Source organism: Rothia dentocariosa ATCC 17931 (assembly GCF_000164695.2).
GTDB lineage: Bacteria > Actinomycetota > Actinomycetes > Actinomycetales > Micrococcaceae > Rothia > Rothia dentocariosa.
The window spans coordinates 401,848-416,733 of the sequence record NC_014643.1; the positions used below are offsets into that span (position 1 = coordinate 401,848).

13 protein-coding genes and 3 tRNA genes are annotated in these 14,886 nt (G+C 56.1%); 7 read left to right on the forward strand and 9 right to left on the reverse strand.

Features of this window, described 5'->3' with window-relative positions:
* Positions 1–194: 194 nt before the first annotated feature.
* The 4 genes from HMPREF0733_RS01780 (at position 195) to HMPREF0733_RS01795 (ending at position 4,818) form a co-directional block, all read left to right on the forward strand.
* Positions 195–1,007 carry a hypothetical protein gene (locus HMPREF0733_RS01780; protein ID WP_013397678.1) on the forward strand — a complete coding sequence of 271 codons (813 nt, stop codon included), beginning with the start codon at positions 195–197 and terminating at the stop codon, positions 1,005–1,007.
* 40 nt (positions 1,008–1,047) lie between these two features.
* Positions 1,048–1,251: a hypothetical protein gene (locus HMPREF0733_RS01785; protein WP_013397679.1), complete on the forward strand. Its 204-nt coding sequence runs from the start codon at positions 1,048–1,050 to the stop codon at positions 1,249–1,251.
* A 182-nt stretch (positions 1,252–1,433) separates the two neighbouring features.
* Positions 1,434–2,762 carry an MFS transporter gene (locus HMPREF0733_RS01790; protein WP_013397680.1) on the forward strand — a complete coding sequence of 443 codons (1,329 nt, stop codon included), beginning with the start codon at positions 1,434–1,436 and terminating at the stop codon, positions 2,760–2,762.
* A 301-nt stretch (positions 2,763–3,063) separates the two neighbouring features.
* Entirely contained in the window at positions 3,064–4,818 is a 1,755-nt protein-coding gene (locus HMPREF0733_RS01795) for a hypothetical protein (RefSeq protein WP_013397681.1), read from the forward strand.
* A gap of 23 nt (positions 4,819–4,841) precedes the next feature.
* Here HMPREF0733_RS01795 and HMPREF0733_RS01800 read toward each other — a convergent pair whose 3' ends face one another.
* Positions 4,842–5,216 (reverse strand): hypothetical protein, encoded by a 375-nt coding sequence (locus tag HMPREF0733_RS01800; RefSeq protein ID WP_013397682.1) that lies wholly within the window; start codon positions 5,214–5,216, stop codon positions 4,842–4,844.
* Positions 5,217–5,417: 201 nt separating this feature from the next.
* On the opposite strand from HMPREF0733_RS01800, the gene HMPREF0733_RS01805 reads away from it, so the two are divergent.
* Positions 5,418–5,855, forward strand: coding sequence for a MarR family winged helix-turn-helix transcriptional regulator (locus tag HMPREF0733_RS01805; RefSeq protein ID WP_004005379.1), 438 nt, complete (start codon positions 5,418–5,420; stop codon positions 5,853–5,855).
* Positions 5,856–5,858: 3 nt separating this feature from the next.
* Positions 5,859–6,395 (forward strand): DUF1697 domain-containing protein, encoded by a 537-nt coding sequence (locus tag HMPREF0733_RS01810; protein WP_013397683.1) that lies wholly within the window; start codon positions 5,859–5,861, stop codon positions 6,393–6,395.
* A 119-nt stretch (positions 6,396–6,514) separates the two neighbouring features.
* On the opposite strand, the gene HMPREF0733_RS01815 is transcribed toward HMPREF0733_RS01810, so the two are convergent.
* From HMPREF0733_RS01815 to HMPREF0733_RS01825, 3 genes are all read right to left on the reverse strand, one after another.
* The gene (locus HMPREF0733_RS01815) at positions 6,515–7,624 is read right to left on the reverse strand and encodes a UDP-N-acetylmuramate dehydrogenase (protein WP_013397684.1); all 1,110 of its coding nucleotides are present in this window, start codon (positions 7,622–7,624) and stop codon (positions 6,515–6,517) included.
* Positions 7,625–7,762: 138 nt separating this feature from the next.
* The gene (locus HMPREF0733_RS01820) at positions 7,763–8,224 is read right to left on the reverse strand and encodes a MaoC family dehydratase (RefSeq protein WP_013397685.1); all 462 of its coding nucleotides are present in this window, start codon (positions 8,222–8,224) and stop codon (positions 7,763–7,765) included.
* Positions 8,224–8,679 (reverse strand): MaoC family dehydratase N-terminal domain-containing protein, encoded by a 456-nt coding sequence (locus HMPREF0733_RS01825; protein ID WP_037231169.1) that lies wholly within the window; start codon positions 8,677–8,679, stop codon positions 8,224–8,226. Before HMPREF0733_RS01825 ends, HMPREF0733_RS01820 begins: the two co-directional genes overlap by 1 nt.
* Positions 8,680–8,799: 120 nt before the next feature.
* Here HMPREF0733_RS01825 and HMPREF0733_RS01830 point away from each other — a divergent pair, with 120 nt between their 5' ends.
* Complete coding sequence (locus tag HMPREF0733_RS01830) at positions 8,800–9,795, forward strand: LLM class flavin-dependent oxidoreductase (RefSeq protein WP_013397687.1); 996 nt, start codon at positions 8,800–8,802, stop codon at positions 9,793–9,795.
* Positions 9,796–10,043: 248 nt separating this feature from the next.
* Here HMPREF0733_RS01830 and HMPREF0733_RS01835 read toward each other — a convergent pair.
* The 5 genes from HMPREF0733_RS01835 to HMPREF0733_RS01855 form a co-directional block, all read right to left on the reverse strand.
* A tRNA-Thr gene (locus tag HMPREF0733_RS01835) sits at positions 10,044–10,115 on the reverse strand.
* Position 10,116: 1 nt separating this feature from the next.
* Positions 10,117–10,190: transfer RNA gene (locus tag HMPREF0733_RS01840), tRNA-Met, on the reverse strand.
* A gap of 29 nt (positions 10,191–10,219) precedes the next feature.
* Positions 10,220–10,291, reverse strand: a tRNA-Thr gene (locus HMPREF0733_RS01845).
* A gap of 207 nt (positions 10,292–10,498) precedes the next feature.
* The gene (locus tag HMPREF0733_RS01850; RefSeq protein ID WP_478013362.1) at positions 10,499–12,358 is read right to left on the reverse strand and encodes a DEAD/DEAH box helicase; all 1,860 of its coding nucleotides are present in this window, start codon (positions 12,356–12,358) and stop codon (positions 10,499–10,501) included.
* Between the two features lie 692 nt (positions 12,359–13,050).
* Positions 13,051–14,805 carry a DUF2079 domain-containing protein gene (locus HMPREF0733_RS01855; protein ID WP_013397690.1) on the reverse strand — a complete coding sequence of 585 codons (1,755 nt, stop codon included), beginning with the start codon at positions 14,803–14,805 and terminating at the stop codon, positions 13,051–13,053.
* Positions 14,806–14,886 lie beyond the last annotated feature (81 nt).

The following is a 14,886-nucleotide window of genomic DNA, read 5'->3' on the forward strand; positions in this document are numbered from 1 at the left end:
AGCCTAACATCGTAAAAAATATCTTTTATGACACCCTCACTATCGCGGCGCCAAAAGATTATAGTATTGTTATCACAACACCTTAATAGCGGACAAGGTTTATAAATATTTGATAACAATATGGCAATGTCTTCTATTTTTAGACCTTTTACCTCATATTAAGGAAATGCACCTCTACACACGCAGAGAGAATCATGGAAAAACTTTCCTATACAACAGAATTTACACTCTGGCCGGTTCCCCATGCCCGACCCCTGATTGATGGAAAGCCAGAGCCGGGTGCGCATCCGGCAGAATATTTGCATCCCGGTAAGCTGCATCTTGAAACGAGCGATGATAATTACGTTGATTTATACATCGTTCCTCCCCTTTTTAAACCCGGATATCCCCCGGGGTACCAGTTTTATGCCGATCTTATTTTTAGCAATATTTATATTGCACAAGATTTACAGTTTTATTATCGAGCATTTCATGATGAATTACAGTTTGCAGTATCCTCTGATACTATTTGGCAAAATCGCGATCATCAATATGCTGTAGCAATTGTTGACAAAGATTTGAACCTAAGCTGGACTCTGCGCGATTCCGACCCCTTGCGCATGGAATTTATCGAAACCGTTATCAACACCATTCACGCAAGCATGTTCAAAATGCCCCCCATTCTTGCCGAGGGCGAGTATATGGAGTTTATGAATGAGAGGAATATTCTGGACTCCGCTCACCTATGCTGCGGCGATCGTGTTCTTCGCGCGATTGATGTTAAGGCACACACGAATGACCCCGTACGAGTTCTCACGGAAACCGATTACAGCGCTGTTATACGCGGTACCGTCTATCCCAGTGCCCGCCTCATCTGGAGCGTCCCTCTAGAAGATGCACGCTACTGGCACAACGCCTACAACGTTTTGACTGTTGATCCGGTCATTGGCGCCAAGATCCCCGCCGATGTGCGCGCCATCTTGGAGCATCTGCCCGCCGCGCCCGCCTATACACAGGGACACTCGTAGGTTACTGCGGGTCTTACCCCGCATATCCAATCGGTATTAGATGCGTGATGGCCTGCCTGTGGGCCGTGATGTGCTGGCACACTGTCAGGTTTCGCAAGATGCGGTACCGCATGCTGCCACCACCCGAGATGCTGATAATACACCCCAGGCTCCCCTGTTGACGTGGGATATTGTCGATACAAATCACGACCGCATGGCGTATATTCGTGCTGTTTTGAGGGTATCGCCAGGTTCTCGCGGCTAGACAGTGCTGTGCTGCCTGCGGGCGAACACTGTATTTCCCGGGACTCTCAGAGGTTTTAAGACCTTATATGACATGTTTAGGTCATTACTACCTTATGTTGATGTAAACTATAGACACGGGAACAAAATTCCCCTTTAGGTACCTAACCCTCGTAACTACCTCCGCATTATCTTAGGCTCCTCATGGCAAAGACCTCTCTGACAGCACGATTAGAAACTCTCCCCTTTACTAAGAAACACACCAAGCTCTTGGGCGTCACCGGTATCGGCTGGGCGCTCGACGCCATGGATGTTGGGCTGATCTCCTTCATCATGGCGGCACTGACCAAACAGTGGGCGCTCTCCCCCACCGAAACAAGCTGGTTAGGCTCCATCGGCTTTTTGGGTATGGCTCTGGGCGCCACCGTCGGCGGGCTTCTCGCCGACCGTTTTGGGCGACGCTACATTTTCGCCGCAACTCTGCTCATCTACGGTTTGGCGACGGGCGCATCCGCACTCGCCGGTTCACTGGCCGTTTTAATGGTTTTCCGGTTTATTGTGGGGCTGGGGCTCGGGGCTGAGCTGCCGGTCGCATCCACGCTGATGTCGGAATTTTCGCCGCGCGCTATTCGCGGGCGCGTGGTCGTTATTTTGGAGGCGTTTTGGGCGCTCGGATGGATTCTTGCGGCGCTTATCGGCACCTTTGTTGTGCCGAACCCAAACGGCTGGCGGTGGGCGCTTGCCATCGGCGTGATTCCGGCACTGTATTCGCTGATTATTCGCTGGGGAACACCCGAATCCGTGCGGTTCTTAGAGTCGAAAGGGCGCATTGACGAGGCAGAACGAGTGGTTGCCGAGTTTGAGAGCTCTGCGGCCCTCAGCACACGAACTCACGCGAATGAAACCAACCGTGACAATGCACCTGAGGCTCCTGCCAACGACACCCAGGAGGCAGCCTCCATCTGGTCCGCTCCGCTGCGTAAACGCACGCTGGCGCTGTGTACCGTGTGGTTCTGCATCAACCTCTCGTATTACGGGGCATTTATCTGGATACCCTCGCTACTGAGCGCACAGGGTTTCAGCTTGGTGAAGTCCTTCGCATTCACCCTGATCATGACCCTGGCGCAGCTGCCCGGCTATGCAGTGGCCGCCTACCTGATTGAGAAGTGGGGGCGCCGAGCCACCCTCGCCGTATTTTTGGCTGGTTCAGCAGGCGCGGCGGTATGCTACGGCCTCTCACATTCGGATTTCTTCATTATCCTCAGTGGGTGCTTCCTCTCGTTCTTCAACCTGGGCGCATGGGGCGCGCTCTACGCCATTAGCCCGGAGGTATTCCCCACCCGGCTGCGCGGCACCGGCACAGGCACGGCGGCCGGACTGGGGCGCATCGCATCAATTCTGGCGCCGCTTATCGTTCCGCCGCTCATCTCTTTCGGCGGCACCGGGGTACTGTTCGCTGTTTTCGCGGCGGCGTTCCTTCTGGCGGCGGTTACCACCTTCGCTCTGCCCGAAAAGCGCGGGAAATCGCTCTAGCGGCTAAAACCTCCAACGCAGGAATGATGTGAAACATAGTGTGCCGAGAAGGTGGGAATCTCTCACCTTCTCGGCTTTTTTCTTTGTTTATCAGGTGCTCGTGGAGTCGCAGAAGACATAGGGTGCATAATCTGCGGGGCACGCCGCAGGCACGCTATGAGGCGTTGACGTATTTCCAGGTGCCGATACGTTATGATGGCTAAACATCGTGTGTTGCCGCCTCATTATTGTGTACAGGGTGGGGCTCAGTGCGTATCTCAAGTGAGATAAAACGGTCTAGACATCAACCTCAAGGAGCGGCATGGCAGAAACCCCCGCAGTCACCTATATTCCCTGGCCAATTGCCCACACGCCCGCACCGCTTGAGAACGGTGAACCGGTCGCAGGCAGGCATCCTGCTGAGTATCTGGGACCCGGGGTGCTGCACTATATTGGTTCGGAATTTCACCTGATGGCGGAGCTGAACCCCTACCCTTTCGACCCCGAAAACCCGCATCGGTTTAGGGGTGAACTGGTGCATCGGTACACGTATTTCTCAGGCAATATCACGTTTAGTTTCAAAGCTGATGAGGATTATCTTTACTTCACGGCGCACGTTTTTCTGACCTGGCAAGAGCCCTCTGACCGCACGTACGCGCGCGCCCGGGTGGATCGTAATTTCGCTTTTCACTGGGAGCAGCACGATGATGACCCGCAGCGTTCGGTCTATATTGAGGCGGTCTTCATGGCGCTGTACCGCAGCCTCAGCGTACAGCATCTGGAGCTTGGGGATGGGGAATTTTTTGACCTAAACGAAGACAGGCAATACCACTCGTACCACATGCGTCAGGGTGACGATATTATTCGGCTGGCGTACGTTACCAAATGCAGTTCTCGAACATATCTTGACGTGACGACCGACTACCGGGCAACGGTTTTGAGCTACTGCCACCCTCCGGCGCGGCTGGCATGGAGTGTTCCAACCGAAGATGCGCGCTACACATTCGAACATACCGATCCCCTCATCTATCCCCCGGACACGGGCGAGGATATTCCCGAGTACGTACGCCGTATACTCCCCTACTTGCCGACGGCACCTTACCGACGGGCGAAACGCACGTATGCGCCCGCCTCCGCTTATCGGGCTACTTTTACCCCCTGGCCCATGACGGTTCAGCAGGGTGAGACCATTCACAATGCGCAGTACCCGTGGCAGCGGCTTGTGTCCGGGGAATTCCTGATTGAGAGTCGGCAGAACACCCCTTTCAGCATGTACCTGAACGCATGCGAGTTCAGCATGTACCTGGACGCATGCGAGTTCAGCATGTACCTGGACGCATGCGAGCCCGATTGGGATTCAATGAAGGGCGACCGCCAAGTCTACGCCGAGCTCATGCCCAATGTGGGCGGCAGAAGGCCTTGGTTCGGCACTGATTTTACGTTGTGCATGCGCCGCTGGCAGAACAATTTGGTGTTTTCCGCGGAGCATCTGACGAAATGGCGTGCCATCGACTGGGAGACTTGCGCCATCGCGATCCTGGATGCTGAAGGGAGCCTGACCTGGGAGCTTCGCGATGAGGTTGCAGGGCGCGGCTCCTATATTGAGGCCTTGGTGGGGCATATTGTGGATTCTCTGGGAACCGAGCCGCCCGTACTCGCGCCGGGAGAAGGCAAGGTTCTCTACGACCAGGACGGCCAGGTCTCTTCGGTGCACGTCAATACGGGTGAAACCATGCTGCGGGCGCTCATCACGCGCATCTGGTACGGGGTAAACCCGGCGACCGGTGAGAGGGCACCGTACCTGTATGAGGCGCGGGTCAAAGATCAGTTTGATGAGGATTCCGATGGCGGGTTCAGCACGATCGCCTGGAGTTCACTCGAGAAATTCTACTACTGGAGCTGGGATCGGGTTCCCGGGTTCGTGCCTGCGGTAACCGACCCCGAGATTCTGCGCCGCGACGAGGTGGATCTGCTGATTCCGCATCTTCCGGTTGCCCCCGGCGTACCCTCACAGGAGAATGAAGACGATGTAGCGGTGCCGTGGTTTTACGAGGCTTCCACTGCTACGAAAGAGTAAGGTCAGATGTGCTAAGCGCAGCATCATGATGCGGCAGCAGGCAGAGCTTGGCGTGCATGAATTAGTTTCCACGCTAGTACAAAGGTGCGGCTCATAACCTCGCAGAGAGCCATCATGATAAGGGCGCTGGCCCATGCGTCCATAGGAATGGAGCAGTCGAGAGAAAATCGATAAATCTGTTCCGCCCCACCATGTTCTGCATATAAGCCAAAAACAAGACGTCCGCTCATCCCGACCAGCCAGAAAACGACAGCCCAGCCGCCTGCACGCGCATATATCTGGCGGTTCTGTGTATATACTGCCGTCGTCATACCGCACGCCACGCCGAGAATTAGCCCGATCGTTATGCATCCAATGATGAGCATCCACCCGTTGTTGTGCAGGGGGAAGCCCGTCATATATTCAATAACAGCCCATCCGACGAGAAGTATTGGCCAGATGAGGCTAAAAATTGTGAGTTTTCGCCCTCTAATTTGCCGTAGCACCAACATCATTAGGGCACAAGAAACCAAAATATCTATCAGCGTCATAATTATATCTCCACAGATATATCTTAGCAGATATATTCATGTCTGAACCTCACCTTTTATACTGGAATCATGACTCTGGGGGAACTGTATCAACTTGCACGCATGCTGCGCGATATTACTATCACGGCTGGATCACTTACCCATATGTCGGTACATCCAAGTGAAGCTATGGTGTTTGAGGATATTGTGCAGCACCCCAACACGACTATCAATCAGGTAGCAGAGCGCACCCATCTAGCACAGAGCCGTGTTTCAACAATGGTTAATGCCATGATCACAGAAGGTGCGGTTACGGTCAGTACCGACTCTCAAGATCAGCGCCGCAAGACGCTTCAAGCAAGCCCTCAGCTACTGCAGGACATCAAAGCCATAGACTATAATAAAGCCATTCGCCAAGCTATACATCGACTTTATCCGAGCCTATCGGAACATCAGATAGCGGATGTCACACAACACCTCGACCACATTTTTACCCTGCTCAGCGCAGACTCAAGAAGGGAGTCATAGCATATGCAGTACATTCTTTTGCTCAGGAGTGTTAACCTGGGGAAGCTGCGCAAGGTGTCGATGCCCGAGCTGAAAAAGCGGCTGGCTGCACTGGGATACGAGAACGTCACAAGCTATATAAATTCGGGGAACCTGCTATTTGTGAGCTCGCGGGATAAAACCACCGTGGCACAGGAGATCACCGATCTGCTGGCGAAGCATTACGATTTCGAGATTCCATTCTCACTTCTCACCGCTGACGAATACCGCAAGGATGCGCACAACCTGCCCGAGTGGTGGAATGAGGACATGCCTCGCCTGGACGCCATGTTTTTCACCATTGATGCTGATCGCGATGCACTAGCCGCCGAGCTCGAAACGCTGGATGTTCCCGACGAGGTGCTTCACATAGGAACCTGCGCCGTCTACTTCGGCAACTACAGCACACCCGATTATAAGAAAGCGCAGTACGGCAAGTTCATGTCAAAGAAAGCCTTCGCAAACCAGCTGACCCTGCGCAACGCCAAAACCTACAACAAGATTCTAGACCTGCTGGATTAACGCCGCCCCTGCTAAACCGCGAGCAGATAGTATTTTGACGAGCAGATAACAATCCGCTATCTGCTCGTCAAAATCCTATCTGCTCGCGGAATTCGCAGGGAATAAGAGGCTGAAGAGTCCTAAATCTTCCCGTTCACCACAACCGGCTCGGGCACCAGCTCAACCCCGAATTTCTCGGCAACACCGGCGCGCACCGCCCGGGCGATCGCGAAAATATCCTCAGCGGTGGCATCCCCACGGTTCGTAATCGCCAGCGTATGCTTGGTCGAGAGCGAGGCGCGACCGCCCGCAATCTCGCGCGCATCGCCTTCGAGCCCGAAGCCTTTCTCGAACCCGGCGTGCTGAATCAGCCAGGCGGCGGAGAGCTTCACGTACTCCTCGCTTTCCTGTTGCTCGGTTCCGAACACTCCGGTGCGCGTTACTACCGGGAAGCGCGGCGCATCCTCAGGCAAAGAATCAAGCACAGATACCGGCACAATCGGGTTAGTGAAGAACGAGCCGGTCGAGAAGGTATCGCGGTCGGAGGCATCCAGCACCATCCCCTTGGAGGCACGCAGCGCCAGAACCTTATCCCGCACCAGCGCGGATTCGGCACGCTTCCCCACCTGCACACCCAGGCTCTTCGCCAGTTCCCCATACTTAATGGGTGAAGACAGGCTGCCGAGCGTGAACTGGAAATCCACGGTCAGCACCACATAGCGCGGTGAACCGTTCACCATGTTTTGCTTCAGGATTGAATCGCGGTAGCCGAAACGCAGATCGGCGTTCGCAAAAGTCTTGAACTTTCCCGTCTCGCGGTCCCAGGTGCGCACGGAGGCAATAAACTCGCCAACCTCCACCCCGTAGGCGCCCACATTCTGCACGGGGGTTGCACCCACGGTCCCGGGAATACCCGACAGTGCCGCCGGGCCGGACCATTCTTTTTCAATGCTCAGCTGCACGAAATCATCCCACACAGTACCCGCCTGCACGCGCACATTCGCGCCGCCACATGCGGGAATAGGCAGCTCCTCAACCCCGGTGGATGCAATATGCACAACGGTACCGTCAAACCCGGCATCAGAAACCAGCAGGTTTGAGCCGCCGCCCACGATCAGCACGGGTTCGTTGGCGGCATCGGCGGAGGAAACGGCCTCGACAATCTCGGCTTCAGTCGTGGCGCGGATATATGTGCGGGCAGGACCGCCAACTTGGGCGGTGGTGATCTCACTCAGCAGCTTTTCAGTCATGTCTTTAAGAATACCGGTCTGTCACGTTTTATTCCGTTAGGGTCAGCTAAACCTTATGGCAGGCCCGCTCCATAGTCGGAGCGGATCTGCCATAATTCAAGGCACAGTCACATAGAGTATCGATTGTAAGCGCGCGGGCTAGGCAAATTTCACCACGGCCTGAGTCTTCATCAGAACCTTTTGCTGATTGCCTTCACCGTCATCAGCGGTAACAGTGAGGTCGATGCGAACCGTGCGCGCATCCTCATCCACGGCACCTACCTTGCCGGTGATAGTCAGCGCATTCGTAGGGGTGTCCGGGTTATCGCCGCCGGGCGCATCCGGCACCGGTACGGGCTTAGTAAAGCGAGTCTGGTAGTCCACGATCGCACCCGGATCGCCCGCCCAATCGCTCACCAGCTGCACGGCGGTGCCCATCGTGAGCATACCGTGCGCAATCACGCCGGAAAGCCCCACGGACTGGGCAAAACGCTCGTTCCAGTGAATCGGGTTAAAGTCGCCGGATGCACCCGCATACCGCACCAGTGATGCACGCGAAATATCAATGGTTCGAGAGCCGATCTCCTGCCCCTTTTCGAGTTCTGCAAAGTTTACGGACATTATTCGCCCTCCTCGTCGGCGCGTACCAGCAGGGATGAGATACAGGTGGTAACGGGTTTACCGTCAGCGTCGGTGATTTCCTCGCGGGTGGTGAGCATGGCGCCCGCACCCATCACTCGCACGGAATCCACATGAACTTCGGTGCGCAGTTCGTCCCCCGCCACGATGGGGCGGTGATGCGTAAAGCGCTGGTCGGCGTGCACTACGCGGGAGAAATCGATGCCCGCAGATTTATCACCAATCAGAGCGGCATCGGCTGCTTGGGACAGGATGATAGCGAAGGTGGGCGGGGCGATCAGGTCTGCGTAGCCTGCGGCGCGTGCCGCCTCAACGTCATGATGCAGAGGGTTTTCGGCGTGTACGGCACGGGCAAATTCCCGGATCTTCTCGCGTCCGACGGCGTAGGTGCCCTCGGCAGGGTACACGCGACCCACAATGTCAGGGTTAATACTCATACCCACCAGTCTATCGGGTTGGTGCCGTAGCTGCCGCCGCTTACCGCGAACATGAAGGTATCCATGAGCATAGGGAGCGTAGCCTAAAAGGGTACTTTTCTCGTTCTGAAAGGAGCCATCATGTCTATCCCGTTCTCGGTCCTTGATCTTATGCCCACGCGCCCCGATGATTCTCACCCGCAAACCATGCGCAAGACGGTTCAGGCGGCGCAGGCAGCTGAGCGTTTTGGGTTCAACCGTTTCTGGGTTGCCGAGCATCATAACGCGGGCTCGCTGCTGTCTTCGGCGACGGTCGTGGTAATGGCAGAGCTCGCCGCCGCAACCGAGCGCATCCGGGTGGGTTCGGGCGGCATTATGCTCCCCAACCACGCCCCCTATGTAGTGGCAGAACAGTTTGGCACCTTAGAGGCGTTCCATCCCGGGCGCATCGATCTGGGTTTGGGTCGCGCGCCCGGTACCGACCCCATGACCGCGCAGGCGCTTCGTCGCGATAATTCTGCGGCCATGAATTTCCCCGCCGAGGTAGAAGAGATTCAGCGCTATCTGGGTGACCCCTCCCCCATGCGCCGCGTGCACGCTATCCCCGGGCAAGGGTCCAATGTTCCGCTCTATATCCTGGGTTCATCAACTTTCGGGGCCTCTTTGGCGGCTAAGCTGGGTCTGCCGTTCTCGTTTGCTTCGCACTTCGCCCCGGCTGCCCTGCAGGATGCGCTCAACGTCTACCGCAATAACTTCACCCCGTCGCAAACCCTGGATAAACCCTACGTTATTGTGGGTGCAGGGTCGCTGGTTGCCGAAACAGATGAGCAGGCGCAGCGTCTTTTCACGACTGCGCAACAGCACGCCCTGGGGATTATTCGCGGGCGTCCGCAGTTCTCTCCGCCAGTCGACGATATGGAAAAGCTGTGGAGTCCTGCCGAGAAACGGCATATCTCCTCAATGCTTCAGGAGGCGGTGGTCGGTTCCCCACAGACGGTTCAGAGCAAGCTCGAAGATTTGGTTGCCCGCACCGGTGCAGACGAAGTGATTATCACGAGCACGCCGTGGGAGTTTGAAGACCGCATTCGAAGCTACGAATTGCTTTCGGAGCTGCCGATCTTCCAGAAAACCGAGTAACGGAAAGCCCTAATATCTCGCCAGGAACACAATTTCCGGCGGAATACCAGGGCTGTTGGAAGCGATCTAGGCACGCCGCCCGCGCATTAAGAGAGGACTAAGGTCTGCTCCACGACCGAAGGGCGGGCATGCGCGCAGGCGTTGTCTAGACTTCCTCCACCCCGGCTTTTCAAGACGCACCTACACTTTGCAGTGAAAAAGCCAGCAGGTACAACAAAAGCCTGCCTCATGTGAGACAGGCTTAGCTGAGCCCCGACCGGGAATCGATCCCGGGACCTCCATCTTACCAAGATGGCGCTCTACCACTGAGCTATCGGGGCGTAGCGGTGGACGGGCTCGATCCGTCGACCTCACGATTATGAGTCGTGCGCTCTAACCAGCTGAGCTACACCGCCAGAACATCAACCTTGCAGGCCAATGCGAGAGCCCCGACCGGGAATCGATCCCGGGACCTCCATCTTACCAAGATGGCGCTCTACCACTGAGCTATCGGGGCAACAGATAAAAGTTTACAGTATCCTAAACCACCCGCGCAAATAAGGGTTAGGTGTTCTGTGACACTTTGTTTTAGCCCTAAAAATAGGCGTTTTTACACCGTTTATTCGCGGATGCGCCCGCCGGTTTTTCCGTCCACAATACCGGCGGGCGCATCCCGCTTTTATGAAATAACGAAACGCCTTATTTTACGGCTAACTTTCACAGACTAGTAGCGTTTACCGTGTGACTTTCCGCGGCGATCATCCCGACCGCCACGGTGATCATCGCGACGGGAACGGAACCCGCCGTCGCGGCGATCGTTGCGGCGGAAACCGCGGCCACCGCCTCCCTGAGGCCCCCGATCCTTACGGATGTTGATGAACTCACCGGCAACCTTGGTATCACGCAGACGATCGAAGAAACCCTTAGGCAGGTCTTCGGGAAGACCCACGATCGTGAAGTGCTGGCGAATATCGATCGAGCCGATCTGTGAGCCCTTAATACCGCCCTCGTTTGCAAGCGCGCCCACAATGGCAGAGGCTTTAACCCGAGAGGCGCGGCCCACGTTGAGTTTGTAGTTCACCATGCCTTCGTCGCTGTGGTTTCGTCCCTTCTTGGGCCCGCGTTTGCCGCAGTCCTTGGTGTCGTCGGCGAAAGCGCGGGATTTACGGGCAATATCGTCGTTTTCATCGAGGAAGAAGGCGCGACCTTGCTGTGCAATGACGGCGAGCGCGGCGGCGATGTCTTCTGCCGTGGTGTCGTGCTCGTTTTCGTAGTCTTCGATGATCTTGCGGAAGAAGTTTAGGTCTTCCGTTTCGATCGTTTCGGTGATCTGTTCGGCGAAGCGCTGTTTACGGCTGCTGTTCACGTCTTGCGCGGTGGGCATGTGCATTGGCTCAACCTTTTGACGGGTTGCCTTTTCGATCTGCCGCAGCATGTATTTTTCGCGCGGAGTTACGAAGAGTATCGCTTCGCCGTCGCGTCCGGCTCGACCGGTACGCCCGATGCGGTGCACATAGGATTCGGTGTCGTGCGGAATATCGTAGTTCACCACGAGGGAGATGCGTTCAACATCCAGTCCGCGGGCGGCTACGTCGGTTGCTACGAGAATGTCGATGCGTCCGTCGCGCAGCGCATCCACGGTGCGTTCGCGCAGCTGTTGGGGAATGTCGCCGTTAATAGCTGCCGCTTGGAAACCGCGTGCCTTGAGTTTATCGGCTACTTCTTCGGTTTCTTTTTTGGTGCGCACGAAGACGATAATGCCGTCGTAGTTTTCGACTTCGAGCACGCGGGTCATGGCGTCAAGTTTGTGGGAGTGCATGACCTGCATGTAGCGCTGGCGGATGTTCGCCCCGGTGGTGGTCTTGGTTTTGACGCGCACCTCGGTGGGGTCGTTGAGGTATTGCTGGGCGATTTTGCGGATCGAGTTGGGCATGGTGGCTGAGAAGAGTGCCACCTGTTTGGCGTCCGGGGTGCCTTCGAGAATGGTTTCTACGTCTTCGGCGAAGCCCATACGCAGCATTTCGTCGGCCTCATCGAGTACCAGGTACTGCAGGTTTGAGAGGTCGAGCGAGCCCTTTTCAAGGTGGTCGATCACGCGCCCGGGGGTGCCGACGACTACCTGTGCGCCGCGGCGCAGTCCGGCAAGCTGGGGGCCGTAGGGTGAGCCGCCGTAGATAGGGAGCACGGTGAAGTCTTCCATGTGGGTTGCGTAGGAGGAGAAGGCCTCGGCAACCTGCAGGGCGAGTTCGCGGGTGGGGGCGAGTACGAGCACCTGGGTGTCTCGGGAGACGCCGTTGATATCGGCAAGCTCTGCCATGCGGGAGAGCGCGGGCAGCGCGAAGGCAGCGGTTTTGCCGGTACCGGTCTGCGCCAGACCCACCACGTCCTTGCCGTCCAGCAGCAGCGGGATGGTCTGTTCCTGGATGGGGGAAGGTTTCTCGTAGCCGACTTCTTCGAGTGCGGAGAGCACTCGGGGGTCTAGTCCCAGGTCGGTGAATCGGGTGCCTTCTTCGTGGCTTTCGTGAGTATTGTCTTCAGTATTTTTCTTAGTGGCCGCGTTGTCTTCTCTAGGCTCTGCTGTCATGCTTTCTGCAGCGTCTGCTTTTTCGTTCGTGGGTTTTTCACCGGTTTCTAGGGAAGATTCTTCAACGGTTTTTTCTACAGATAAGGTCTCTTCGGTATTGCCGAGCGTAGCGCCTTGTTCGGCGTTTTCGGCAGGAATATTTTCAGTCACTTTTTCCTCATTTTGCTGGGGTGTTCGGGCGCACGCTTTTCGGCGCCGTTCGGATTCCCCTACACATTCCAGCCACATTCTGCGCGCCTTATTGTCAGGCGGGCGAGCAAGACAACACAACCCGGGCATCCGGTAAGGCGGAGGCACTCAGGGATAGGATTTCTCTACGCTGGGGGTTGGTCTTGAATTTCTCGGTGACACGCAAGTCTCGGCACATCTGGAATGAGGTGCGATGTGTATTGACGCCACGAGGCGGCATAGCATACTGAGTTCGGTGATTTTGAGTTCGGCGCCAAGAATGAGGTTAGTAACCGATTCGACCGGTTGGGGCGCACAAGACCTGTATCGGGGGTACCCGTCTTTATAAGTGTACCCTACTTTGGTGCGGCAACGCGCCGGATGCGCGCAAACCCCGGTTTTTCGCCGCGGGTTCTAAGCGAAATAGCCCCTTCAGGTCATGGAAACATGGATGTGCAAGGCTATTTCCCCATACTACTGCGCGCTTGCGGAATGCAGCGCGCAGGGCGGTGGGATGGGTACGCCTAAGATATTTTACGCACGACCTCAAGGGAACCGTAAGTACCCACCTGCGCATAGGGGTGCCCATAACGGTCAGCAGCATACTGTGCGGTGTTTTGCGGCGGGTTACCTCCCCACGCTGAGCCGCGCTTATCGATCACCACGTAGTCGGGTGCCGGTTCTCCCGCATGCCCAATCCAGTAGACGGTTCGACCCGGAATCAGCTGGGTGAGGGTCGAGAGGTCTGCCGCAACGCTTACATCCTGCGGTACCGCCTCAACAGCCTGCATACGGTTCGTTTCGGAGGCCGTCAGCCGGTTGCTTATGAACGAAGACTTGGTCAAATCGGCAAGCGGCTGGTCGGACGTGGGCGTAACGGTCGGAATCACCGAGACCAGCAGCGCAACCGCCGGGAAGAACCAGAGCGGAACACGGCGGACGGACTGGCGCAGATTCTCTACCCATCCGATGGGTTTATCCCCGGTTTCTGCCGGTTCATCCTCTGATTCTTCGTCTTCCGCAAGCGGCTTAGGATGCGCCAGCACCTTCCCGTACCGCAAGTTGAGGATAACCTCTAGAAGAGCGAGGAAAGCCACGGGCATCAGCACGAGCGAGTAGTGCCAGGTGCTCAGCCAATACGCCTCCGTATTTGACAGCAGACGCCACAGAAGCGTGGGCAGAATGACGATAGCGAACGGGCTCGCAACCCAGATAATAGCGCCGCAAAAGAGCAGCAGCAGAATCGTCCAGACCTTCTGGTCATAGTTAAAGATGGTGATCGCAGAACCGAGCGGATCTGCGAAAGCGCCGTATACATCAACCTTATCGCCGTAATCGAACTGCCCGTTGGCGTTAAAGAGCGGAAGAATAAGCGCAACCGCTGCATAAGACCAGAAGAGACCCCAGAGTATCAGCATGGTTGATTCAGCGGCACCCCGCGTCTTCACCCAGGAATTAAAGGTGTTGCGGATGCGCTCACCCCGCGGCAGCGGTTTACCCTCAGGATTCTGGGGGAAGAGTTCGTCGAGCCCTTTGCGTATCCACCCAGTTCGGATGAATGCGACAATACCGATCATCGCGGCAGTAACGCCCATATCTTCTTTGACGAAGGCAAGCGGTGCCGCCCACAGGCAGGCGCGAATAATATAGCGGGAGCGTTCATCGGCGTTGATGCGACCGGCAAGCACCAGGTTACCCAGCGCCCCACACAAGAACGGCAGGGCGAAGGCAACCTCATGGAACTGCGCAGCCACCGCCTGCTGCACCCCGTAGCTGAGGGCGAAGGCAGCACCCAGAAGAACACCCACGAAAGTTCCCACAGGTTCGGGTTTGGTGTTTGAGGAGAAGGCACACGCCCGCTGCGTAAACCGCACCATCATATAGACGCTGGCGGCAATCATAAAATTCTGAACCACTAGAAGCGTCAATGGCGAGGGGGAAACCGCATATACAGGCCCTAAGAGCACCAGAATAGGATGAAAATGATCGCCCCACAGGTTAAAATCGGTTCCTTTAATCTGCACAATTGGTATGCCAAAATGCGAATATGCCTGCGCCATCTGCGTGAAAATCGCAAGATCCCATGAGGGGGTAATCCAGTGCTTAAGCTGCTGAACGGAGTAATAGCAATAGAGAGCAAAAACCGCTAGGGCAAGCATAATCGCCACTAGTACTCTGCCCGCAGTCACCGAACGATGTGCCCCGGTATGTTGTGATGCAGAAGTTTTCGCCGATTTCTCGGTAGGTTCCGAGTCGGGTGCACTCACCTCAGCCGCCATGCGTTTTCCTCGTGTTTGTTGTGTTTGGTGCCCGGTGGCAAGCACACACGTTCTTAAGTCACGCTACGTCGCCGGTGCGCC

What these genes read in the sequence shown, in the direction of transcription:
- HMPREF0733_RS01790 (WP_013397680.1), top strand. Translation starts at nt 1,434, where the DNA reads ATGGCAAAGACCTCTCTGACAGCACGATTAGAAACTCTCCCCTTTACT.
- HMPREF0733_RS01810 (WP_013397683.1), top strand. Translation starts at nt 5,859, where the DNA reads ATGCAGTACATTCTTTTGCTCAGGAGTGTTAACCTGGGGAAGCTGCGC.
- HMPREF0733_RS01850 (WP_478013362.1), bottom strand. Translation starts at nt 12,358, where the DNA reads ATGACAGCAGAGCCTAGAGAAGACAACGCGGCCACTAAGAAAAATACT.
- HMPREF0733_RS01820 (WP_013397685.1), bottom strand. Translation starts at nt 8,224, where the DNA reads ATGTCCGTAAACTTTGCAGAACTCGAAAAGGGGCAGGAGATCGGCTCT.
- HMPREF0733_RS01785 (WP_013397679.1), top strand. Translation starts at nt 1,048, where the DNA reads ATGCGTGATGGCCTGCCTGTGGGCCGTGATGTGCTGGCACACTGTCAG.
- HMPREF0733_RS01825 (WP_037231169.1), bottom strand. Translation starts at nt 8,679, where the DNA reads ATGAGTATTAACCCTGACATTGTGGGTCGCGTGTACCCTGCCGAGGGC.
- HMPREF0733_RS01830 (WP_013397687.1), top strand. Translation starts at nt 8,800, where the DNA reads ATGTCTATCCCGTTCTCGGTCCTTGATCTTATGCCCACGCGCCCCGAT.
- HMPREF0733_RS01800 (WP_013397682.1), bottom strand. Translation starts at nt 5,216, where the DNA reads ATGACGGGCTTCCCCCTGCACAACAACGGGTGGATGCTCATCATTGGA.
- HMPREF0733_RS01855 (WP_013397690.1), bottom strand. Translation starts at nt 14,805, where the DNA reads ATGGCGGCTGAGGTGAGTGCACCCGACTCGGAACCTACCGAGAAATCG.
- HMPREF0733_RS01815 (WP_013397684.1), bottom strand. Translation starts at nt 7,624, where the DNA reads ATGACTGAAAAGCTGCTGAGTGAGATCACCACCGCCCAAGTTGGCGGT.
- HMPREF0733_RS01780 (WP_013397678.1), top strand. Translation starts at nt 195, where the DNA reads ATGGAAAAACTTTCCTATACAACAGAATTTACACTCTGGCCGGTTCCC.
- HMPREF0733_RS01795 (WP_013397681.1), top strand. Translation starts at nt 3,064, where the DNA reads ATGGCAGAAACCCCCGCAGTCACCTATATTCCCTGGCCAATTGCCCAC.
- HMPREF0733_RS01805 (WP_004005379.1), top strand. Translation starts at nt 5,418, where the DNA reads ATGACTCTGGGGGAACTGTATCAACTTGCACGCATGCTGCGCGATATT.